The following is a 20,612-nucleotide window of genomic DNA, read 5'->3' on the forward strand; positions in this document are numbered from 1 at the left end:
CGGCAGCGCCAGCGGCAGCAACGCGGCGCGGCGCCGCGGCAAGCCCGGTCCCGCGCGCCGCGCCATTCAGCCTTCGCGCCGCCCCGCGGCCATGGCGTGGACCTTCGTGAAGGCGCCGCCGAAGGCGGTGCCGCGACCGGACCAAGCGGTCATCGCCCCGCGCCTCGCCGCGACGTCGAAGGGCTTGCGGATCATCGCCGCGTCCACCTCCCGCCGGGCGTCGCGCAAACCGGCGGGCGCGCCCTGGTGGCGGCCGCGCTCGGCGTCCGGCATGGAACGGAGGGCCGGCCAGTCCGCCTCGGGCAGCGCGTGCCCGATCCCCGCCACCATGCGGTCGGGACGCGGGCCGCCCCAAGACGCGACTCCGGGCAGGACCAAGGCGAACAGTCGGTGTGCCATCGATCCGGGTGATACGCGGATCGGCGCCGAGCCCCACGTCCCCGTCGCGCAATTCGGCGTGACCGCGCGCGAAGGAAACGCCGCGATGAGTCCGCCGGACGCGCGCTCACCGCCGGCCTCGGCCGACGCCTGTGCCGAAGATCCCGGCCGCCTCCGGGCGCAGCGGAGGCCCGCGCGCGTCACCGCGGCGGCCCGTCCTGCCGCGGGGGAGGCGGGACCGACACGGCCACGCGCAGGCCGGGGGCGTTGTCCGACAGCTCGATAGCCATCTCGTGCAGGTCGGCCACCGCCTTCGCCAGCGCAAGGCCGAGACCCGTGCCAAGCGACGACCGCGCCGCGTCCAGGCGGTGGAAGCGGCGGAACACGCGCCCGCGCTCGGCGGCGGGGATGCCTGCGCCGTCGTCGGCCACCGTGACCACGGCGCCCCCGCCGGGCGCCCCCTCCAGCGCCACCTCGACACGGCCGCCCTCGCGCCCGTGGCGCACCGCGTTCTCGACCAGGTTCGCCAGCATCTGCGTCACTAGCTCCCGGTCGCCCCAGGCGGCCACGCCGGGCGCGACCCGCGTTTCCAGGGTTTGCCGGCGCTCTTCGGCGGCGGGCCCGTACACCTCGGCCACGGCCTCGACGACGCCCGAAAGGTCGAAGCGCTTGAACGAGGCGCGCGCGCCTCCCCCCTCCACCTGGGCGATCCGCAGCAGCGCCTCGAAGACGCCCAGGATGCGGTCGCACTCCTTGATCGCGTCCCCCACGGCTCTCCGGGCGTCCGTTTCGCGCCCCGATGCCGCCGCTTCCAGCCTTTGCCGCAAACGCGACAAGGGCGTGCGGAGGTCGTGCGCGATGTCGTCGGTGACTTGCCGCACGGCGGCCATGAGGTCCTGCAGCCGGTCCAGGGTGGCGTTGATGCGCCCCGCGAGGCGGTCGAACTCGTCCCCGCCGGCGCGCGCCGGGAGGCGGCGGCCGATGTCGCCGGCCTCCACCGCCGCGAGCGCCGCCTCCATCGCGGCGGCCCGGCGCGCCACGCCGCGGCCCATCGCGATGCCGCCCAGCAGGCCGAGCAGCAGGGCGGCGCCCCCCACCCAGCCCGCCGCGCCGAGCAGGCGCGCTTCGAGGTCCCGCACCGGGGCGAGGCCGCGCGCCACCACCAGGAAGGCGCCGTCGGGCAGCCGCGTCCCGAACGCCAGCACCTCCGTTTCCGGCTGCGGCCCGCCTTGGAGGCGCAGGGTGCTCCAACCCGCGGCGCGCGGCGCTTGGGCGAGGTTGCCGGCCAGGCGCCCGCCGTCCGGCGCGGCCAGCAGGTAGTACCCCGTGCCGGTGGGGTCGGCCGCCATCCGCGCCTCCACCGAGACGGCGACGGACGGCGCCCCGCCGAGGCGCGCGGCGCGCTGCAGCACGCCCGCCTCCTGCTCCACATCGGCCGCGAGCTGGCGCGCCGCGAAGCCGATGGTGGCCCACCACGCCACGCCGGACAGCGCCGCCGTGCCGAGCAGCGTCAGCGCGAGGTGGAGCAGCGTGACGCGGAAGGCCGTTGTGCGCAGCCAACCCGGGCGGCGGCGCCCGCCTTCACCCGCCGGGGGCACGGATCGCGTAGCCGGCGCCCCGCACCGTGTGGATGAGCTCGGCGCCGAAGTCCCGGTCCACCTTCGCGCGCAGCCGGCTGATGTGGGTTTCGACCACGCTGGTGCGCGGGTCGAAGTGGAAGTCCCACACGCCTTCCAGCAGCATGGTGCGGGTCGCCACCTGCCCCGGCCGGCGCATGAGGTATTCGAGCAGCCGGAACTCGCGCGGCTGCAACTCGATCCGCTTGCCCGCCCGCGCCACCGTCCGGCGCAGGAGATCCATCTCCAGGTCGCCCACGCGCAGCACCGTCGGCTCGCCCTGCAAGGGCGGGCGTCGGGCGAGCGCGTTGAGGCGCGCGAGCAGCTCGGCGAAGGCGAAGGGCTTGACGAGGTAGTCGTCGCCGCCGGCTTCCAGCCCCTCCACGCGGTCGCCGACGCCGGCGCGCGCCGTCAGGAACAAGGCCGGCGTCTTCACCCCCGCCGCGCGGAGCGCGCGCACCAGGCCCAGCCCGTCGAGCTTGGGCAGCATTCGGTCCACCACCAAGGCGTCGTAGCCGCCGTCGCTCGCCAGGATCAGGCCCTCCCGCCCGTCGGAAGCCCGGTCGACCAGATGCCCCGCTTCCGTGAGGCCGCGCGCCACGTAGTCGGCCGTTTCGGCGTCGTCCTCGACCAGCAGTATCCTCATGGTCCTCCTCCCCGGCGGGCGGGCCGGCCCGAAGCATACGGATCGGTATGCCGCCCGCGAGGACCCGGTGATCGCCGCGCCCCACATCCCTCGCCGATCCGCCCCTTCCCGGGCGGCGAACAGGAGCGACGACACCCATGCCGCACACCGATCCCGCAACGCCCGCCGCCGCCAAGCCGCGGACGCGCACGGTCGCCGCCGCGGGCCTGCTCGCGCTGGCCCTCGGCACCACCGCGCTCAGCGTCCTCCCCGGAGGGAGCACCGCGCAACCCGCCGCGAAAGGGGACAACACCGCCGTCGTGCTGCCGCGCGCGCCGGGCCAGACCGATTTCGCCGACCTCGCCGCGCGCGCGACCCCGGCCGTGGTGGGCGTGACCGTCGCCGGCCGCGGCCCGTCTTCCGCCGCCCGCGCCGCGGAGGTGCCGCCCGAACTGCGCGGCACGCCCTTGGAGGAGTTCTTCCGCCGCTTCGGCGGGGGGCAGGGCCAGCAGCCGCCCCGCGGCCGCCCGGCCACGGGCAAGGGCAGCGGCTTCGTCATCGACCCGCAGGGCTTCGTCGTGACCAACAACCACGTCGTCGGCGGCGCCGAGAAGGTGACGGTGGAGCTTTCCGACGGGCGCGAGCTGCCGGCGCGCGTGGTCGGCACCGACCCGCAGACCGACATCGCGCTGCTCAAGGTCGAGGCCGGGGCTCCTTTGCCATACGTCTCCTTCGGCGACAGCGACGGGCTGCGCGTGGGCGAGTGGGTGCTCGCCATGGGCAACCCCTTCGGCCTGGGCGGCTCGGCCACCGCCGGCATCGTGTCCGCGCGCGGCCGGCAGATCGGCGCCGGCCCCTACGACGACTTCATCCAGACCGACGCGCCCATCAACCCGGGCAACTCGGGCGGCCCGCTGTTCGGCGTGAACGGCGAGGTGATGGGCGTGAACACCGCCATCTTCTCGCCGTCGGGCGGCAACATCGGCATCGGCTTCGCCGTGCCCTCCAACCTGGCCAAGCGGGTCGTGGCCGACCTGCGTGACGACGGCAAGGTGGAGCGCGGCTGGCTCGGCGTGTCGCTCCAGCCGCTCGACGCCGAGCTGGCGGCGGCGGTCGGGCTGTCCGAGCCGCGCGGCGCCCTGGTCGCCGGGGTGGAGCCCGGCTCGCCGGCCGCCAAGGGCGGGCTGAAGGCGGGCGACGTGGTGCTCGAGGCCGGCGGGCGCCCGGTGCGGAACCCCCGCGACCTCGCGTCGGCGGTGGCCGAGGCCAAGCCGGGCGCGACCCTGCCCCTCGCCGTGTCGCGCGACGGCCGGCGCACCGAGCAGCGGGTCGCCCTCGGCGAGGTGCCCGGCGCGCGCGTGGCGGGCAAGGGCGCCGGCGAGCAGGCCGGGAAGGGAGCGCTGGGCCTCGCCCTCGCGCCTCGGCCCGACGCGGCGAAGGGCGAAGGGGGCGCGGTGGTCGCGCGCGTGGAGCCGGACAGCGTCGCGGAGAAGCGCGGCCTGCAACAGGGCGACGTGGTGGTCCGCGCCGGCGACCGCGACATCGCCGCCCCGGGCGACGTGGCCGAGGCGGTCGACGCCGCGCGCAAAGCCGGCCGCTCCAACATCGCGCTGCTGGTCGAACGCGGCGGCGCCCGGCTCTTCGTGGCCCTGCCGCTGGCCGCCACGGCGGGCTGACGACGGCGGCGCGTCGAAGCGGGAGAGGCCGCGCGCGCCGGCCATCCCCGCCCCGCCGCCGGCCGTCCCGCGGCCGGTGGAGGAACTGGCGAAGGGAGCGGCGGGCGGGGGGAACGGGAGCCCCGAACCGGGTCCTGTGTTTCCGTCTCCGGCGCGGCGGCCGCTACCATGGGCCGCCGCGCGCTCCCGCCTCCACCCCGCCCTTCCAGAACCGTGGTCCACGATCATGCCTCCGCCTCCGACACGCGAATCCGCGTCGGCGAACGCCGCGGCGCCCTCCGCCGCCGGGATCGAGCCGGACGCCGCGCCCGCGCACGCGGCGGAATCCCGGCGAAGCAATGCCGGCCCGCTGGCGCCGCTCCGCGCGCTCAACCTGCGCACCGCGCCGCCGCTGCTGGTCTACCTCGTCGCCGGCGCCAGCGGCTTCGCGTCCATCGCCGAAACCTTTTGGGTCCGCGAACGGCTCGGCCTTTCGGCCGCGGACCTGCTCGCGCTGTCCGCTTGGCTGACCGTGCCCTGGACCTTGAAGATGGTGTTCGGGCACCTCGTGGACACCGTGCCGGTCTTCGGCTCGCGGCGCCGCGTCTACGTGCTCGGGGGCGCGCTGCTCCACGCGGCGGCCTACCTGGCCCTCGCCGCCGCGGCGGCGGGCCGGACGGGGCCGCTGCCGGTCGAGGCGGTGTACGTCGCCGCGTCGCTCGCCGCCGTGGTCGGCTTGGTCATCCAGGACAGCGTGGCGGACGCGCTGACGACGGAGGTGGTGGACCGGACGGGCCCGGACGGCGCGCCGCGCGACCCCGCCACCGTGCAGGCGGAACTCGGCGACGTGCAGGTGCTCGGGCGCGTTTTCACCATGGGCGGCGCGTTCGCGGTGGCCGGCGCGGGCGGCTGGGCGGCGCAGGCGTTGCCGGTCGAGGCCGTGTTCCTCCTCGCCGCGGCGATCCCCCTGCCTTCGCTCCTCGCCGTCGCCCTGCTGCGCGAAGACGAGACGGCGGCGGCAGCGGAAGAGGCGCCCGCGGCGCGGCCCGACCCCCGCATCCTCGGCGGCGGCACGGCCTTCGCCGCCGCGCTGCTCGCCCTCGGCGTTCTCGACCCACCGTTCGCGCCCGAGATCGGCCTCGCGCTCTCGCTCGGCGTGCTGCTCTGGCTGCTCCGGCTCACGGTGGCCGGTGTGCCGCGCGAAACCCGGATCGCCATGGCCGCCGCCGCCGCGGTGATCTTCGCCTTCCGCGCCGCGCCTCCGCCGGGGCCCGGGCTGCAATGGTGGCAGATCGACGTCCTCGGTTACGACCAGGCGTTCTTCGGCGTGCTCGCCCAGATCGGCACCGGCCTCGCCATCGCCGGGTCGCTCCTGCTCGGGGGGCGGATCGTGCGGTGGCCGCTCGGCGCGGTGCTGGCGTGGCTCGCGGTGCTCGGCGCCGCGTTCACGCTGCCGACCATCGGGATGCTGTTCGGCCTGCACCATTGGACCGAGTCCGCCTTCGGCTTCGGGGCGCGGACGATCGGGCTGGTGGACACGGTGCTCTCCGCGCCGCTGGCGCAGCTCGGGATGATCCCGATGCTGACGCTGATCGCGCTGCACGCACCGCCGGGGCGGCAGGCGACCTGGTTCGCGCTCGTCGCCTCGCTGATGAACCTCGCCCTCCAGGCCGGCGCGGTCCTTTCGCGCGGCCTCAACGCCTTGTTCCCGGTCGAACGCGGCGAGTACGCGCAGTTGCCCGCGCTGGTGGTCTCGGCGACGCTCGCGGGCTTGGCGCTGACGCTGGCCGCCGTCGCGCTCCTCGGGCGGCGCATGCGGCCCGGGCCCGCCCCGCCTTGAGAGGCGCCGCCATTGACGCGGCGGGCTCCCGGCAACGAGGATCGTCGGCGGGGAAGGAGGAGCGCCATGGACGCGCCACGCCTCGCGTTTGCGGTCCCCGGCGTTCCGCGCCGGGCGGCTCTGCCGGGACTCGTGCTCGCCGGGTGCGCGGCGGTTGCTTCGGCCCTCATGCTACTCCCATGCCGCACCGCCGGCGCCGCGGAAGGCACGGAATGGGCGCTCGCCGGCGAGCCCGTCCCCCGCAAGGAAGCGCTGGAGTTCAGCGGCGCCGCCTGCGCCCCGGACGGGCGCTGCCTCCTGGTCGGCGACGAAGGCCGCCGCGCGCGGTTCTTCACCATCGAGGAGGCCCCGGGGGAACGGCCGAGGATCGTCATCGGCGCGGCGGTCGCGCTCGTGCCGGCGGAGGGCGACGGCGAAGCCGATGCGGAAGCGGCCGCGTTCGACCGCGGGCGGTTCTACGTCTTGGGTTCGCACGGCGCCTCCCGCAGGAAAGGCGACCGCCAACCGTCCCGGTACTCGGCCTACCGCATCGGACCCGACGGCCGGGCGGAGTCGAGCGGCGCCCTGGCGCGGATCGTCGGCGCCGTCGACGGCATCCGCGAATCGTTCTGCGGCGCCGACGGCCGGCGCCCCTGCCCGACGTTGCGGGACGGCGGCGCCAACATCGAGGGCCTCGCCGTGCGCGACGGCACGATGCACCTGGGCTTCAGGGCGCCTTCGCCGGGCGGCCAAGCTTTCGTGGTCAGCGTCCCGGAGCAGGCCGTCTTCGGCCAGGCCGCCCCCTCGACGACGGTGTCCCGCCTCGCCTTGGGCGCCGACCGGCGGGGCCGCGAGCGTGGCATCCGCGATCTCGCCCCCGTGGCCGGCGGCTTCCTCGTCCTCGCGGGGCCGGCCCTGCCCGAAGGCGACGAGGCCGAAGGCGGGGCGGTGGTCTTCTTCTGGCCGGGGCCGGGCAGCCAAGCCGTCCCCCTCCGGCCGGTCGGCCTGGAACGGGCAGGTGTCAAACCCGAAGCCCTGCTCGTCCTAGGCGAGGACGCCGCGTCCTACCGGGCGCTGGTCATCCACGACGGCGTCGAGGGCGGCGCGCCGACCGAGTACAAGGTTGGCAAGCCGCGCGGCTGAACGTTCGGTCCCGCGGCGTCCTGGCCGGTTCCGCTCATCCGGAGCGCCCGGGAACCGGGGCTTCGACCTCGGCAGGGACGACGTCCGTCGGCGGTCGCGCCGTTTTTCCCTCGCGCAAGTTCCGGGAGCCGTCACCCGCCGCAGGCCGCGTTTCGGGCATGGCGAACAGCACCAGCAGCACCGCGAGCAGCCCCGCGCCCGCCAGCGCCACGAACGCCACGCCGGCGCCCAGCCACCCGGCGATCGCCCCCGCGGCGGCGGTGCTCAGCGTGGCGCCGACGCCCGTTGCCAAGCCGAAAATCCCCATGCACAGGTTGAATCGGTTGGTGCCGCGCGTCAGGTCGGCGGCGATCAGCGGCAGCAACACGCCGAGCGCTGCGGCGCTGACCCCGTCCAGCGCCTGCACGGCGATCAGCATCCAAGGGTCGGCGACCGCCAGCGGCAGCAGCAGCCCGCGCGCCGGCAAGGCGCCGAATCCGAGCAACAGGGCGGCGCGCCGGCCCCGCTGCTCGGCCAAGCGCCCCACCCACGGCGAGATCGCCGCGCCCACGAATTGCGGCACCACGATCCCGGCGGCGATGACCAGGTTGGCCATGTCGCCGGTGTTCCTGTTCGCCTCGACGCCCGCCAGCGGCAGCATGGCGGCGTTGGACAGGGCGAACAGGGCGCAGCAGGCGGCGAAGACCAGCAGCCGCCGGTCGGCGAGCAGGCGCCGGATCTCGCCACGCCCCCCGCCGGTGGACGCCTGCGCCGCTTCGGCCGGCGGCGCGAGGTCGGCTTGGCGGATCGCGGCGAGCGCCGCCAAGGCCGGCACGCACAGGGCCGCGGTCAACCAGAACACCGCGGCGCCCGAGACGTAGGTGCCCGCGGCGCCCAGGACGCCGGCGGCGATCCCGTTGCCGATGGCGCGGTAGCGCACGTTGCGGGCGAGCCGCCCGCTCAACCCCCCGCGCCCCACGAGGGCGAGGCTGATGGCGGCGACCGCCGGGGCGAGCACGCAACTGGCGAAGCCGTGCAGCACTTCGGCGAACAGCACGGGCAGGGTCGCGGGCCACGTCGCCAGCAGCAAGGCGCTCGCCGCGACCGCGATGAGCGCCGCGAGCGCGGCCAAGCGCTTCCGCGGCGTGGCGTCCACCAGCGCGCCGGCCGGCACTTGGCTCACCATGGCCGTGAAGGCCCCCACGCTGAGCGCGAGGCCGATCTCCGCTTGCGTCCATTCCTGGGCGGCCAAGTAGACGGCGACGAACGGCCCGAAACCGGTCTGCACGTCGGCAACGAAGAAGTTCAGCCAGTCGAGCGCTCGCTGGCTCCGCTTGCTTGGCGCCACGCGCGCGCCTACTTCGGGCCGGTGGCGGACGGCGCGGCGTCCGGGGAGGCGGGGGCGCCGGGAGGCGCCGGCGGGGCGGCGACGACGATCGGTTCGCCGTCCTTGTGGTCCGGAAAGCCCTTCAACTGGTCCCGCGTCAAACCGAGGGTGATGCCGCTGCCGCCCGGGGTTCCGCCTGGCACGAAGCTCAGCGCCCGCCAAGCCACGGCGACCCTGCGTTTCCCCACCCCCATGAAGCCGCCGTAGTCGAGGACGGCGGCGAGCGGGCGGCCCGACCCGTCCACCAGCACGTTGACGACCTGGGCGACGACCTGCCCCGACGGCCCTTTGACGTCGCGGCCCAGGACGCGGACCGCCGTCCCGTCCGGTATCGACTCGCGCACGGCGGGCGTCACCGCCTCGGTCGCCTCGTCCGCGGAAGGCGCGGCCGGCGGCGAGAAGACCAGCGCCGAGGCGAGCAGGGCGCAGCGGACCGCGACCGGCCGCCTTTCGCGGCGCCGGCGGGGCCTACGGGGCGTCCCCGCCGTGACGGTCGTGAAGGAATCGCGCGGCGTGGCATGCTTTGCGGTGCTCATCGGCCCCTCCCGTTCATCGCAGCCGGGCAACCGTCGATGAACAAGCGCGGAGCCAAGTCGTTCCTGACGGGCGCCGCAGGCGATCGGTGCGGAAGGCTCCGCAGAGCCGGCCGAGCGGGAACGGTCGGTTGGCGCGGAAGGCCCCATCACCGCATCGGCGCCGGCGGAGAAGGACGGACGCGCGTCCTGCTTCACGGCGCCTACCGGCAGGCGCCGTGCTGGCGGCCGAGCCGCGGGTGGCGGGCCGCTGAACGGAGGCCGGGCGCTGCGGCGCGGGCGGCGCGCCTCAATCCGACGGGCGCAGCTTTACGACACCCGCGCCGCCCTGAGCTGGCGGCGGGGCGCCCACGGGCGCCGAAACGGTTGCATAGGTGGTGACCGTAGCTGCGACGCGCCTCCCTGTCCCTCATCTCCTCTGGTCCGGGCAGCGGGCGCCGTGGCGTGATCGTGGCGCCCGGGCCGGCCTTGGCGGTCACGGTTCAGGAGAGGAGCGATGCCACAGCTTGCGAAGGAAAAGAACCGCGCCCCGTTGGGGTTCGCCGCAGCGGTGCTCGGCGGCTTGGTATTTGCCGGGCCAGCCGCCGCGCAGGAATGGGGAGGCGCCGCGCGCCATTCCCATCCGGACGCGGCGGCGACGTGGCTTGGCGAACTCGATCGCGCGCCCGATGAGGCGTTCGAGCGCGGCTATCTCGCGGGGCGAAAGGAGGAGCGGCGGCGCAGGTCCGCGGCTGCCGGCGAACCGACCGACGCGCCGGAGTTCCCGGTGGGGCTGGCCTGGAACGACGTCGCGCAAGGCGAAGCCATGGAACGGCTCGAACGCGCCGCGGCCGATCTGCGCCGGTCGCTCGTGCTGATGCAGCGCCAGCCTTCGCTGCCGCGCGCCAACGGCGCGATCGCGGAAGCGCGCCAAGCCCTTGTCCGGGTGCAGAACGCCATGACATGGCTGCCCTCCCTGCCCGAACGCGGCGCGGACGGTCGCCGCTACGAGCGGCTCCGCGGTCGCGGCGTCGGCCCGGAACGGGCATCCGGCGGTTGGGAGGGCTGATCGAGACGGCAACGGCAAGGGCACCCGACGTCCGGCCTTGAGCGGCGGTGTCGCCGATTGCGCGGCTCCGCTCTCGCGGCGCGACGCCACGGGTGCGCTGCTGACCGGTTTCGCACCCCTTTCGAGAAGGATTGCCGATCCTTTTCGTCCGGCCCGCATTTGGCCGGAGCCCGGCGGACCGGGTGGAAAAGGCGCACGAGCCGACCACGCCGGTGCCCGGCACGCCGGCCGTCGCAACGGCGCGCGTCCCGTCACGTCGCGCCAGTCCAGCCCACGGAGGAAAGATGATGGTTTCGCGTCGATTTCTGCCCGCGGCCGCTGCCGCAGTGGCCTTTCTGGGGTACGCTCGGCCCCGGCGCGTCCTGGCGCAAGCTTCGGGCACCCTGAACCTGCAAAAGGTTGAAGACCGGACGGCGGCCGTGCCGTCCCTCGGCGCCAGCGTCGGCCAACTGGCGGGCATGGAATTGCGCGGCTCGACGGGCGAACGCGTGGGCCAAGTGGACGAGGTGTTGCAGACAAGGGGCGGACGCATCGTCGCCGTCTCGGTGCAGATCGGCGGATTGCTCGGTGTGGGCGGACGCGAGGTCGTCGTGATGCTCGACCAGCTTCGGCGCGAGGGCGACCGCCTCGTCACGCCGCTGGGCCAAGCCCAAGTCGAAGCGCAGCCGCCCTGGGAAGATTGAGCCGCGCCGCCCGGGCGCGGCACAGCCCGCCGACGCTCACTCGTTTCGGCGTCCACCCCGCCCCGCGCCGCCGTCCCGTTGCGGCGGCTGCTCCACGGCTTCAAGGGATCGACGCCGGATCGACACCGCTCCTTTGTCGTCCCCGGAGGTCGGCGGGTCTGCCGCCGTGTCAGGACCGGCGTAAAGCGCCTCCAAAGCCCGCATCAGGTGCTCCGCCGGCCCGCGACGGCCCTCCGCCTCGGCCTGCAAGAACAACTCCAGGAGCGCGTACTCGAAGCGGGACTTCGGCACCGCGGCGCTCCCCCGCCCTCAGCCGGCCTTCGGGGACTGGGCGGCGGAAGCGGCGCGGCTTCCGCCCCGTTCGACCCGCGCCACGGCGCCGGTGGCAAGTGTCCCCGGGCACCTTTCGGCACGCTGGATGGAGCAGGTGTTGGGCATCGTCCTCACCTCGATCCGGGCCGACCCTCAACGGGACGGTTCACCACGCGAGGTGGGGACCGCCGCTCACCGGCGCCTCGCCTGCGGCATACGAATGCGTATGTTTCGCGGGCTCGCCCGTGGAGCGCCGCCAGCGAGGCGCCGGACGAGGCCGGTCGCTTCACGATCGGGGCCGGCCCCGGGCGCCATGGGATTGCAAAACCGGCCAGAACACACCGGGACGGGGCGTTTTCAGGACCCGTGCAATGGCCGGCGGTTCGGACCGGTGGGCTTCTCGCCACCGCCGCAGGGACCGCGCGTCAAGTCGCGCGGCAGCCGCAGGGGGCGAAGCGCGTTCGCTGCCGGGAGGCGGTTTGCATGGGTGTTCGGGTGTCCGGAGAAGGGCAGGCGGAAAAGTTCGAGCGGCTGGATGCGCTCGAGCAACTCGAGGCGTGGCTGCGCACGCCCATGCTGGTCCTCAGCTTCGCTTGGCTCGCCATCGTGCTCGCCGAACTGGCCTGGGGCTCCTCGCGGCTGCTGGAGGTGTTCGGCACGGCGATCTGGGCCGTGTTCGTCGTCGAGTTCGCCGTCCGCTTCGCGCTCGCCCCCGAGAAGCTGCCCTTCCTGCGCGCCAACTGGCTGACCGTGCTCTCGCTGCTGGCGCCGGCGCTGCGGATGGTGCGGGCGCTCCGGGCGCTGCGCGCGGCGCGGGCTTTGCGCGGCCTGCGCTTGGTGCGGATCGTGGGCACTGCCAATCGCGGCATGAACGCGCTCCGCGCGAGCCTCGGCCGGCGGGGGCTCGGTTACGTCGTGCTGCTGACCGGCCTCGTCGCCCTGCTCGGCGCGGGCGGCATGCTGGCCTTCGAGCCCGCCTCCGAGGTGGAGGGCGGTTTCGCCTCCTACGGCGAGGCGCTGTGGTGGACGGCGATGCTGCTGGCCACCATGGGCTCGGAATTCTGGCCGCGCACGGCCGAGGGCCGGGTGCTGTGCTTCCTACTCGCGCTCTACGGCTTCGCGGTGTTCGGCTACATAACCGCCTCCTTCGCCAGCTTCTTCGTAGGCCGGGACGCCGCCGATGCGGACGCGGAGGTCGCGGGCGCGCACGACCTCGCCGCGCTGCGGGACGAGGTCGCGGCCTTGCGCGGCGAGCTGCTCCGCCGCCACGGGGAGGGTTGATCGGCCGAGTGGCCCGCGCCCGGCCAGGCGCCGGGCGCCTCAGCGGCCGCCGGCTTCTTCGGCGCATACATCGGCCGGGACCCCTGTCCGCGCCGCCCCGACGCGGAGTTCAGGGTGCGTCTCCACCTCGGGCGACGCCAGGTCGCCGCTGAGCACCACCGGCACCACGACCCGGAGCAGCGCCTCGTCGAGCGGGCTGGGCGTCAGGGTGAGGCGCAGCGTCCCGTCTCCGAGCCGGATCGTGCCTTCCGCGGTGATCGCCACGCGCTGCGTCACCATCACCAGCCGCTCGGTGTGGACGACGCCGTCCCGCACCGGTAGGTCGCCGATGGCGCAGGCGACCGGCGTGGCGCCGGCGTCCCCTCCGACGCCCAGCACCGCGCCGAACGTCTCCACGAGCCCCATCGACAGCTGCGCCAAGCCGGGCACGCGGACGGTCCCGTCCGCGACCCGGAAGCGCGCCACCCCGTCCAGCCCCGCCACGACCTCGCGCAGCGTCGTCCCTCGTCCGCTGAGATCGGCGGACGCCGTCCTGGCCGTCCCCGACGCGACCTCGCCGGCGCCGAACGCCGCCAGGAGCGGGCCGAGCCGCAGCCCGTCCGCCTCCAGCCGCAGCCCGGCCCGGGGCGGGGCGTCGGCGTCCGCGGCCTCGACGGTCGCGCTTCCCTCCGCCGCGCCGCCCGCGAGTTCGACCCGCAGCGGCTGGAGGCGCAAGCGGCCGTCCTTCATCTCGACACCGGCGCGCAACCCGGCCGGCTCGGTCGCCAAGCCTTCGAGGCGCTCCACGCGGAGGTCGCCCTCCGCTTCGGCCCGACGCAGCCACGCGGTCGGCAGCTTCGCGTCCATCCAGGAGCCCAAGGCCCCGCTGCCGCTGCCGCTGCCGCCGGCAGAAGCCAGCCAGCCGAAATCCGACGTCACGGCGCTCGGCGCCACGAGATCGAACTTCAGAAAGGGCTTCGGCCTACCCGCGAGAAGAACCGACGCCTCGCCCTCCATCCGGCTTTCGCCCAAGCGAGCCGCCAGGTTCCGCAAGCGCCAGCCGCGCTCGATGTCCGTGAGGTGGGCCGTGAAGCGGAACGGCGGCGTGGCGGCGACCGGGACGGCGAGCGCGGCGAGCAGCGGCGCGAGGTCGTCCCCTTGCCCTTGGACACGGAGATCGACGCCGGCCAGATCGAATGGCCGGGCCATGTGCCCGTCGGCGGACAGGCGCGCCGTTTCAGGGCCGATCTCCAGCCGGATGGGGAAGGGTTTCGCTTCGCCCTCGCCGCCGCCGAACAACGCCGCCAAGGGACCGGTCCCGCCCGAAACGTCGATCGGGGCGCCGCCCTCCAGGCTGGCCGTGCCGCGGAACTCCACGCCGCTGGGCGTGCCGCGCGCCGAGAGCGCCGCGATCCGCGCTTCGACGCCCGGCGACGCCAGGTAATCCACGGTGACCTCGCCGCCCTCGACCTCGATCTCGCGCGGCGCCGCGACCTGGAAAAGGGAACCGCCGCCCGAAGCGCTCCCGTCGCCACCACCCCCGGCCGACGGCAGGTTCCACCGCCCCCGCTCGTCCCGTGCCAGGTGCAGCGCCGGTTGGCGCAGCGCCAGCCGCACCGGCGACACTTGCAGGCGCAGCAGATCCAGCAACTCGACCGTGGCCTCCGCTTGGCCGGCGCGCAGCAGGGGCGTGCCGCCGCCCCAATCCGCGTTGGCGACGACGAGGTCCGTCGCGGTGACGCTGGTGGGGAAGCCCCAGTCGATGGAAACGCCGCCCACCCGCACGTCCCGCCCGACCAGGGCCGGCCCCGCCCGCTCGATCGCGGCGGCGAGCAGGCGGTCGCCGAAGGCGGCCGCCACGACGACCGTCCCCGCCACGGGGACCAGCAAGATGACGGCTACGATGCGAACGAACTTCATGGCGTCGACTCCCATGACGGTGACGGCGGCCGCGCCGGAGCGGGCGTCATCGGCCGTCGCCCCCGCGCGCCGCGTCCTCCCGGCCGTTCTCGATCGCCTCCCGCGCCCGCCGCAGGTCCGCCTCGGTCGGGGGCGCGGCGTCGGGCGTCCTCGCGTCGCCGGGCACGTGGCACAGCCGGGCGAGCAGCGGCAGGTGGTCGGAGCCGATGTCGGGCAGCAGTTCGATCGCGCGCAGCCGGAACTCGTGGCCGAAAAGGACGTGGTCGATCGGGAAGCGCAGCGGCACCGGCAGCCAAGTGGGAAAGGTCAGGAAGAAGCCGCGGCCGACCCTCGGGTCGACCAGCCCGCCGATCCGGCGCATCAAACCGGTGATGTTGGACCACGCGGCGGCGTTGAGGTCCCCCCCGACCACGGCGGGCCGCGCGCCGGCGCGCGCCGCTTCGGCCGCCAGCAGCAGCTCCGCGTCGCGCAGGCCGGTGCCGTGCCACGGCGTCGGCGGCTTCGGGTGCAGGCCGTGGAACTCCACCACCGCGCCCGAGCGGAGCCGCAACCCGGTGCGCAGCGACGGCACGTAACCGGTCAGCAGATGGCGGACCTCGGGCTCGACGAGGGCGAGACGGGCGTAAAGCGCGAGGCCCCAGAAGTCGTCCTGCGGGTGGAGGACGCGGTTGGGGTAGTCCTCCTCCAAAGGGCTCAGGGCTTCGATCCAACCGCTGTCCACCTCGACCACGAACACGAGGTCGGGCCGGGCGCGCCGCACCTCTTCGAGGAAGCGCGCCGCCCCGTTGTTGCCCTCCCGCAGGTTGGCGACGACGAGGGACAGGCCGTTCTCCGGCGCGCAATCCGCCACGGACGGAACCTGCGCCGGGTGCAGCGGCGTGTAGGGCCACATGGCGTGGAGCTGGAAGGCGAACGCCGCCAGGACCGCCGCCAGAAGGACTCGGACCGCCGCGCGACGCCGGTCGAGCGCCGCCCAGGCGACCAAGGCGGTCAGGGCGAGCAGGACGGCCAGCGCCGGGCGCGGGAACTCCAGCGCGCGCACCCACCAATCGTCGGTCGGGATGAACGGCAGCGCGGTGGCGGCGACCAAGACGAGCCCGGCCGCCCAGGCGGCGATGGGCGCCCCGCCTCCCCGCCTCCGGGGCGGGTCCGCCAAGCGGCCGCGGGCCGCCGCCGGGTCGCGCGCTTGGCTCACGACGCCCGGCCGGCGGCGCCGTTAGGGTGGGAAGGCCGGTCCTCCTCCCCCTCGCGGACGCGCCAGCGCGGCGGCGGGTCCCGGTCGCCGCCGCGCGCGGGCCAACCCTCGCGCTGCCGGGCGCGGTCGCCGTCGATGGCCTCCGTCTGGTCGTGCAGCAGCACCTGCATGGTGGGATAGGGGATGTCGATGCCCGCCCCGGAGAGCGCGGGCTTCACCCGCGCCAGCACCCGGTCGGTGACTTCCAAAACCTCGCTGCGCTTCGGCGGGTCGATCCAGAAGAACACGTCGAGCAGCACCGCGCTGTCGCCCAGTCCCGCCACCAGCGCCCGCGGCGGCGGGTCGGCCAGCACGCCCTCCGCGCCGCGCGCCGCGGCCTCGATCACCCGCTTGGCTTCGCGGATGTCGTCGCCGTTGCCGACGCCGACGCGCACGGACAGGCGGCGCTTCTCGAAAGCGGTGTTGACCAGGACCTTGTCGGTGAAGAGCGCGGTGTTGGGGATGACGGCGCGGCGGTTGTCGTAGGTGCGGATGGTGGTGGCGCGGACCTGGATGTCCTCCACCGTGCCCTCGTAACCGCCGGCCACCACCTGGTCGCCGATGCGGAAGGGCCGCGTCAGCAGGATCAGGATGCCGGCCAAGGCGTTCTGCAGGATGTCGCGGAAGGCGAAGCCGATGGCCACGCCGCCGATGCCGAGCACGGAGAACAAGTCGGCGGCGTTGATCGAGGGGAAGGCGATGGCGGCCGCCACCAGCCCGCCGAGCAGCAAGCAAAACCCCGACCCGATGCGGCCGAGGACGATGCCCACCCCGGGCGCGACGCCGCGGGCGCGGGCCGCGCGCACGACCCCGGCGCGCAGCCCGCGCGCCAGCAGGACGAACAGCCCGAAGGCGAGCAGGCCGAGCAGCAGGCCCGGCAGCAGCGCCAGGGCCGCCGCGCCCAGGCCGTTCAGCCGCGCCAGCGCCGTGTCAAACCCCATGCACCGCTCTCCTGCCCTCGACGATCCCGCGCCGGTGCCGGCGGCGCCCTCCGCACCCGCTCAAGGGGCGCCTGCCCGCCGCAGCCCGCGCAGCACCTCCACCTCCTCTTGCTGTTCGCCGCCGACGGCCCGGACGACGCTCAGGCTGCCGTCCGTTTCGAGGACGACGGCGGCCGCGTCCCCGGGCCGGGCCAGGCCGGAGGACCGAAGGGCGGACACCACCTCGTCGCGCGTGACGCGCTGCCGCCGCATGGCCTCGTCGAGGAAGCGGCCACGGTGCAGCAGTAGGCTCGGCTCCGACTTCACCAGCGCGCCGAAGCGGGGCGAGCGCACCGACAGCCAGGCGACCGCGTATTGCAGGCCGGCCAGCAGGGCGAAGGCAGTCAGGCCTTCCACCAAAGCCACGCTTTCGCTGAGCAGCACGGTCGCCAGCGTGGAGCCTAGGGCGACAGTCACCACCAGGTCGAAGGCGTTCAGCTTCGCCAGCGTCCGCTTGCCCGAGACGCGCAGCAGCAGCACAAGCGCCGCGTAGGCCGCGGTGCCGACCACCACCACGCGCAGCAGGCCGAACCAAGTGTCGAAGATCATTGGGGCATTTCTCGTGCATGTGCCACGGTCGTCCGGAACGCGGGGCGGCGGGGCGGGCGACGCATCGGACCGTATCCCTGCCCCCGAATGCGCGGCCGCGGGCGACCGGCGGCAGCGCCGCAGTGGCCCGCCGCGCGCGGTCGGGGGACGTATGCCGCGCGACCCGGCGCGCGCGGACGGGCGCGACCGGCCGGGCAGGAGCCGGCCGCCGCGGCCGCCTCGGTGTCACACCGGGTTCGAAGGCCGCCCGCTCGTCGTGCTGGCGCCCGCACCCGTGCCCGTCGCTTGGCCAGGGCCTTCGGCCCGCCCCGCTTGTCCCGGCGACGGCGCTGTGTCGCCGCCGGACCCGACCGCCTTGTGCGCTTCGGCCGCGGCGTCCTTCGCGGCTTGCCGCACACCCTGGCGCATGTCCTGCGCCGCTTGGCCGATCGTTTCGCCGATCTTGCCCGCGGACAAGCCCGCCTCGTCGAGCTTGGCGGTCGCCTGTTCGTAGGTTTCGCCGACCGCGGACTTGACCCGCTCCAGGTTTCCGCCCGCGACCTCCTGCGCACGGCCGGACACCTGCTGCGCCGCCGCCGCCGCCTTTTCGGCCACCGCGTCGCTGGTCTCCCCCATCAAGCGGTCCTCCGTCCGCGTGCCGGGCAGCACGGCGCCGACCGCGGCGCCAAGGGCGACGCCCAGCGCGCCGAGCACCAGGGGCTGCTCCCGCAGCAGCCATCCCAGGCCCTGCTGCGCCGACTCGCCGAGTCGCCCGGCTTGCTCGCGCGCCTCTTGGCCCAGTTCGCCCGCGCGCTGAACGGCGGATTGGGCCGTCGCGCCCACGCTTTCCGCCGCCGAGCCGGCGGTGTCCGCGGCGGCGCGGTAGGCGCCGCTCATGGCGTCGCCGGCCCGCCCGGCCATGTCGGAAGCGGTGTCCCGCGCCCCGCCGGCCACCGCGCCGGCCCGCTCCCGCACCGCGCCCGCCGCGGAGGACGCCCGTTCCGCGAGGGACGGCCCCTCGTTCCCGCCCGCCGGGGCGACGCGGACGGACCCGCTGCGCCGCGTTTCGGCTTGGCCGATGCCGGTGGGCGCCGGCAGCAAACGCCGCGGTTCCGCGGCGGCGCCGCTCCGGCCTTTGTCCTGCTTGCCGGACAGCAGCAGCCAGCCGATGCCGGCCCCGATCAGGAGCACCGGCAGCGGGTTGTCGCGCACCGTCTCGCCGAGGTTGCGGGTGAAGTCGGCACCGCCCGAACCGCGCAGGTAGTCCACCGCCCTGTCCATGAGCTGCCCGGGCGAAGCGCTTTCGCGCAGCGCGCCCAAGGTCTCGTTCAGTTGCGCGCGGGTGCCCTCGACCTCGCGCTCGATCTCCGCGCTGGACCGGTCGCCGGGGTCCGTCGTGTTGCCGCTCATTGCACCTGCTCCTTGGCTACCGCCGCGTCGCGCGAGAGTTGTTCGACCGTCCGGTTCGGGACGAGGTTGGACGTCTTCAGCCCGGACATGCCGCTGCGCACAAGGCCGTAACCGACCAAGGCGAGGACGATCCCCACGATGAGACGCGCCCAGGGCACCGGGACGCCGAGGTAGGCCAGGAAGGCGACCAGCGCTTCCAAGAGGATGATCAGCGCAGCCAACAGCAGGACGCCGCCGACCGCCAGGTACCCGATGGACCCTGTGGCCTGCCCCACCTTCTCACCCATCTCGGCGCGGGCGAGCTGCACCTCCTTGCGGAACAGGGTGGAAAGCTGGTTGACGAGGTTGCCGAACAGTTCGGGCAGCGAGCGGTTCGTGTCTGACATGGCCGGCTCCTCCTCAGCTCGAACGGCCGGGGCCGGGTTGGCTCGTCCCGGCGTGGTGCGCCGCCGCCCCGCCCAGCGACGCGGCGGCCGTCGTAGCCGGCCGTCTCGTCGTCGGGTCGGCGCCGTCCGCCCCGCCCGACGCCGGAACCCAGCCCGGGGCGCCTGCGGTCGAGGTGCCCAGGGTCGGCGCGGCGCCGCCGCCCGACCGGACGTGGTGCCCGGACGCGGCGCGCCCATGCGCGGTGTGCGCGCCGCCGGTTCCTCGGGCGTCGTCGGCCGAACTCTTGACGAATCGCGCGAGCGCGAAGCCGGCCAGCACCGTGGCGCCGAAAAACGCCACGGGTTGGCGGCGGGCGAACTCCTCGACGCCGCTCACCAAGTCGCCCACGCTGCGGCTCCGCAGCGCTTCGGCGAGTTGGCCGGTCGAATCCGCGGCTTCCCGCACGTAATGGGCGAGCTGGGGCGAGCTGCTCTGCAACTCGTCGGCGGCGCGGTGGACGGCCCGCGCCAAGCCCTCGGCCTGATCGGCCCCGGCGCGTTTCTGCTCCTCGGCGAAGCCGGCGGCACGGTCCTGCACCGCGCCGGCGACCCCGGAAACTTCGGCCTTCACATCCGCGGCGGCACCGGCGGCTTCATCCCGCAGGCGCGACGCGGCCTCGCCCGCCCGCGCGCCCGCTTCCGCCGTCTTGGAACGGAGTTCGGACCCGGCCTCGCGCAGCGCGTCGCCCGGTGCGGACGCCTGCCCTGTGCCGCCACCGCCTGTCGTTGCGGCTTGGGTTCGCCGCATGTCCTCTTGCATCAGAAGCCCTCCGCTTGCCCCGGATCGGGGCGATGACCACCGTCCAACGCCGCTGGCGGCCAGCGGTGCCGTGGTGGACCGAATGGGCGGATCGGTCGGTTCAAAGGCCGCGTCGCCCAATCTCGGCCTGGCGATGCGCCGCCCTTTGACACCGGTCAGGACCGGCCGTTCCCCGGCGCGCGCTGCGGCGCCCCGCCCCGCCTCCGCCATTGGCAGCGTCCCGGGCCGGTGAAGCCGGGCGGGCAAGGACCCTACTGGCGCGCCTGGTCGCCCGCTGCCGCACCGCCGCCGCCGGTCAGCGGCTGGCCCGGGCCGGGCGCACCGGCGCCGGTGAGGGCGGCGCCCGGGGCATTGCTCCCTACGGCGTCACCGCGTCGCGCCAGCGCCATCGCGCGCTCGGTGCGCTCCGCGGCCAGTTCGACGTCCCGCTCGGTGAGCGCTTGGCGCGCCGAGCGGATGGCGCCGATCGCGCCGCCCTGGGCCGCCTGCTCGCCTTGCGGGGCCGCGGCGACACGGGTCAGCAACCGCGTTTCGGCCCGTCCGAGCGCGATCCACGCGGTGCGCAGGGCGCCTTGGTCGATCGAACGCTGGGCCAGCCGCAGGAACTCCATGGCCTCGCCCGGGAGAACCGCGGACGCGTCGTCGCCCTCCATGGCGCGCCGCGCCTGTTGCAGCGCTTGCCGCGCCGCTTGGCCGTCGCCCCGTTGCATAGCCTGTTCGGCTTCGCCGAGCAGCCGTTCGACACGCTGCTGTTGCTGCTGCGCCGAACGGTCCTGCTGCTGCGCCCGCGCCTCGCTCGCCGGGGCGAGCGCGGCGCCGAGGGTCGCCGCCGCGGCCAGCGCCGCCGCCGTGGTGGTCCTTGTGATGGTCATGGCCGTGCCTCCTGTTGCGTTTGTCTTTTCCCCGACGTGCCCCGC

General features: G+C 75.1%; 20 protein-coding genes. 6 read left to right on the forward strand and 14 right to left on the reverse strand.

Annotated features, from left to right (window positions below; translation table 11 throughout):
* Positions 1 to 66: 66 nt before the first annotated feature.
* The 3 genes from ABD067_RS00070 to ABD067_RS00080 all read right to left on the reverse strand — a co-directional run bounded on the left by ABD067_RS00070 (position 67) and on the right by ABD067_RS00080 (position 2,640).
* The gene (locus ABD067_RS00070) at positions 67 to 399 is read right to left on the reverse strand and encodes a hypothetical protein (RefSeq protein ID WP_343893080.1); all 333 of its coding nucleotides are present in this window, start codon (positions 397 to 399) and stop codon (positions 67 to 69) included.
* A gap of 179 nt (positions 400 to 578) precedes the next feature.
* Positions 579 to 1,976, reverse strand: coding sequence for a sensor histidine kinase (locus tag ABD067_RS00075; RefSeq protein WP_343893081.1), 1,398 nt, complete (start codon positions 1,974 to 1,976; stop codon positions 579 to 581).
* Complete coding sequence (locus ABD067_RS00080; protein WP_343893082.1) at positions 1,960 to 2,640, reverse strand: response regulator transcription factor; 681 nt, start codon at positions 2,638 to 2,640, stop codon at positions 1,960 to 1,962. Before ABD067_RS00080 ends, ABD067_RS00075 begins: the two co-directional genes overlap by 17 nt.
* A gap of 137 nt (positions 2,641 to 2,777) precedes the next feature.
* On the opposite strand from ABD067_RS00080, the gene ABD067_RS00085 reads away from it, so the two are divergent.
* The 3 genes from ABD067_RS00085 (at position 2,778) to ABD067_RS00095 (ending at position 7,236) form a co-directional block, all read left to right on the forward strand.
* A complete protein-coding gene (locus tag ABD067_RS00085) occupies positions 2,778 to 4,295 on the forward strand; it encodes a DegQ family serine endoprotease (RefSeq protein WP_343893083.1) in 1,518 nt (505 codons plus the stop codon).
* Positions 4,296 to 4,521: 226 nt separating this feature from the next.
* Entirely contained in the window at positions 4,522 to 6,114 is a 1,593-nt protein-coding gene (locus tag ABD067_RS00090; RefSeq protein WP_343893084.1) for an MFS transporter, read from the forward strand.
* A 168-nt stretch (positions 6,115 to 6,282) separates the two neighbouring features.
* Positions 6,283 to 7,236: a DUF3616 domain-containing protein gene (locus ABD067_RS00095; protein WP_343893085.1), complete on the forward strand. Its 954-nt coding sequence runs from the start codon at positions 6,283 to 6,285 to the stop codon at positions 7,234 to 7,236.
* Between the two features lie 34 nt (positions 7,237 to 7,270).
* Here the strand turns inward: ABD067_RS00095 and ABD067_RS00100 are convergent, their stop codons facing one another.
* Both ABD067_RS00100 and ABD067_RS00105 read right to left on the reverse strand, forming a co-directional pair.
* A complete protein-coding gene (locus ABD067_RS00100) occupies positions 7,271 to 8,563 on the reverse strand; it encodes an MFS transporter (RefSeq protein ID WP_343893086.1) in 1,293 nt (430 codons plus the stop codon).
* An 8-nt stretch (positions 8,564 to 8,571) separates the two neighbouring features.
* Entirely contained in the window at positions 8,572 to 9,138 is a 567-nt protein-coding gene (locus ABD067_RS00105; RefSeq protein WP_343893087.1) for a hypothetical protein, read from the reverse strand.
* Positions 9,139 to 9,685: 547 nt separating this feature from the next.
* Here ABD067_RS00105 and ABD067_RS00110 point away from each other — a divergent pair.
* Together ABD067_RS00110 and ABD067_RS00115 are read left to right on the forward strand one after the other, a co-directional pair.
* Positions 9,686 to 10,183, forward strand: coding sequence for a hypothetical protein (locus ABD067_RS00110; protein WP_343893088.1), 498 nt, complete (start codon positions 9,686 to 9,688; stop codon positions 10,181 to 10,183).
* Positions 10,184 to 10,314: 131 nt separating this feature from the next.
* The gene (locus tag ABD067_RS00115; RefSeq protein WP_343893089.1) at positions 10,315 to 10,866 is read left to right on the forward strand and encodes a PRC-barrel domain-containing protein; all 552 of its coding nucleotides are present in this window, start codon (positions 10,315 to 10,317) and stop codon (positions 10,864 to 10,866) included.
* Positions 10,867 to 10,902: 36 nt separating this feature from the next.
* Here the strand turns inward: ABD067_RS00115 and ABD067_RS00120 are convergent, their stop codons facing one another.
* Positions 10,903 to 11,157, reverse strand: a complete 255-nt coding sequence (locus ABD067_RS00120; RefSeq protein WP_343893090.1) for a hypothetical protein — start codon at positions 11,155 to 11,157, stop codon at positions 10,903 to 10,905.
* Positions 11,158 to 11,661: 504 nt separating this feature from the next.
* Between ABD067_RS00120 and ABD067_RS00125 the strand changes: the two genes are divergently transcribed.
* Positions 11,662 to 12,459 (forward strand): potassium channel family protein, encoded by a 798-nt coding sequence (locus ABD067_RS00125; protein WP_343893091.1) that lies wholly within the window; start codon positions 11,662 to 11,664, stop codon positions 12,457 to 12,459.
* A 39-nt stretch (positions 12,460 to 12,498) separates the two neighbouring features.
* Here the strand turns inward: ABD067_RS00125 and ABD067_RS00130 are convergent, their stop codons facing one another.
* The 8 genes from ABD067_RS00130 to ABD067_RS00165 form a co-directional block, all read right to left on the reverse strand.
* Entirely contained in the window at positions 12,499 to 14,358 is a 1,860-nt protein-coding gene (locus ABD067_RS00130) for an AsmA family protein (protein WP_343893092.1), read from the reverse strand.
* 46 nt (positions 14,359 to 14,404) lie between these two features.
* The gene (locus tag ABD067_RS00135) at positions 14,405 to 15,553 is read right to left on the reverse strand and encodes an endonuclease/exonuclease/phosphatase family protein (RefSeq protein WP_343893093.1); all 1,149 of its coding nucleotides are present in this window, start codon (positions 15,551 to 15,553) and stop codon (positions 14,405 to 14,407) included.
* A complete protein-coding gene (locus ABD067_RS00140) occupies positions 15,550 to 16,533 on the reverse strand; it encodes a mechanosensitive ion channel family protein (RefSeq protein WP_343893094.1) in 984 nt (327 codons plus the stop codon). The genes ABD067_RS00135 and ABD067_RS00140 overlap by 4 nt, the downstream gene beginning before the upstream one ends.
* A 60-nt stretch (positions 16,534 to 16,593) precedes the next feature.
* Positions 16,594 to 17,121: a DUF421 domain-containing protein gene (locus ABD067_RS00145; RefSeq protein WP_343893095.1), complete on the reverse strand. Its 528-nt coding sequence runs from the start codon at positions 17,119 to 17,121 to the stop codon at positions 16,594 to 16,596.
* A 225-nt stretch (positions 17,122 to 17,346) separates the two neighbouring features.
* Positions 17,347 to 18,510, reverse strand: coding sequence for a DUF3618 domain-containing protein (locus ABD067_RS00150; protein WP_343893096.1), 1,164 nt, complete (start codon positions 18,508 to 18,510; stop codon positions 17,347 to 17,349).
* Positions 18,507 to 18,896, reverse strand: coding sequence for a phage holin family protein (locus ABD067_RS00155; RefSeq protein ID WP_343893098.1), 390 nt, complete (start codon positions 18,894 to 18,896; stop codon positions 18,507 to 18,509). The genes ABD067_RS00150 and ABD067_RS00155 overlap by 4 nt, the downstream gene beginning before the upstream one ends.
* 13 nt (positions 18,897 to 18,909) lie before the next feature.
* A complete protein-coding gene (locus ABD067_RS00160) occupies positions 18,910 to 19,695 on the reverse strand; it encodes a hypothetical protein (RefSeq protein WP_343893099.1) in 786 nt (261 codons plus the stop codon).
* 251 nt (positions 19,696 to 19,946) lie between these two features.
* The gene (locus tag ABD067_RS00165; RefSeq protein ID WP_343893100.1) at positions 19,947 to 20,567 is read right to left on the reverse strand and encodes a hypothetical protein; all 621 of its coding nucleotides are present in this window, start codon (positions 20,565 to 20,567) and stop codon (positions 19,947 to 19,949) included.
* Positions 20,568 to 20,612 lie beyond the last annotated feature (45 nt).

The sequence above is a fragment of the Craurococcus roseus genome (genome assembly GCF_039523795.1).
In the GTDB taxonomy this organism is placed as follows: Bacteria; Pseudomonadota; Alphaproteobacteria; order Acetobacterales; family Acetobacteraceae; genus Craurococcus; species Craurococcus roseus.

Bases quoted from the DNA above. Each gene is read 5' to 3' on its own strand.
- ABD067_RS00145 (WP_343893095.1), bottom strand. From the start codon at position 17,121: ATGATCTTCGACACTTGGTTCGGCCTGCTGCGCGTGGTGGTGGTCGGC.
- ABD067_RS00125 (WP_343893091.1), top strand. From the start codon at position 11,662: ATGGGTGTTCGGGTGTCCGGAGAAGGGCAGGCGGAAAAGTTCGAGCGG.
- ABD067_RS00165 (WP_343893100.1), bottom strand. From the start codon at position 20,567: ATGACCATCACAAGGACCACCACGGCGGCGGCGCTGGCCGCGGCGGCG.
- ABD067_RS00155 (WP_343893098.1), bottom strand. From the start codon at position 18,896: ATGTCAGACACGAACCGCTCGCTGCCCGAACTGTTCGGCAACCTCGTC.
- ABD067_RS00070 (WP_343893080.1), bottom strand. From the start codon at position 399: ATGGCACACCGACTGTTCGCCTTGGTCCTGCCCGGAGTCGCGTCTTGG.
- ABD067_RS00080 (WP_343893082.1), bottom strand. From the start codon at position 2,640: ATGAGGATACTGCTGGTCGAGGACGACGCCGAAACGGCCGACTACGTG.
- ABD067_RS00150 (WP_343893096.1), bottom strand. From the start codon at position 18,510: ATGAGCGGCAACACGACGGACCCCGGCGACCGGTCCAGCGCGGAGATC.
- ABD067_RS00095 (WP_343893085.1), top strand. From the start codon at position 6,283: ATGCTACTCCCATGCCGCACCGCCGGCGCCGCGGAAGGCACGGAATGG.
- ABD067_RS00130 (WP_343893092.1), bottom strand. From the start codon at position 14,358: ATGAAGTTCGTTCGCATCGTAGCCGTCATCTTGCTGGTCCCCGTGGCG.
- ABD067_RS00140 (WP_343893094.1), bottom strand. From the start codon at position 16,533: ATGGGGTTTGACACGGCGCTGGCGCGGCTGAACGGCCTGGGCGCGGCG.
- ABD067_RS00085 (WP_343893083.1), top strand. From the start codon at position 2,778: ATGCCGCACACCGATCCCGCAACGCCCGCCGCCGCCAAGCCGCGGACG.
- ABD067_RS00160 (WP_343893099.1), bottom strand. From the start codon at position 19,695: ATGCAAGAGGACATGCGGCGAACCCAAGCCGCAACGACAGGCGGTGGC.
- ABD067_RS00105 (WP_343893087.1), bottom strand. From the start codon at position 9,138: ATGAGCACCGCAAAGCATGCCACGCCGCGCGATTCCTTCACGACCGTC.
- ABD067_RS00090 (WP_343893084.1), top strand. From the start codon at position 4,522: ATGCCTCCGCCTCCGACACGCGAATCCGCGTCGGCGAACGCCGCGGCG.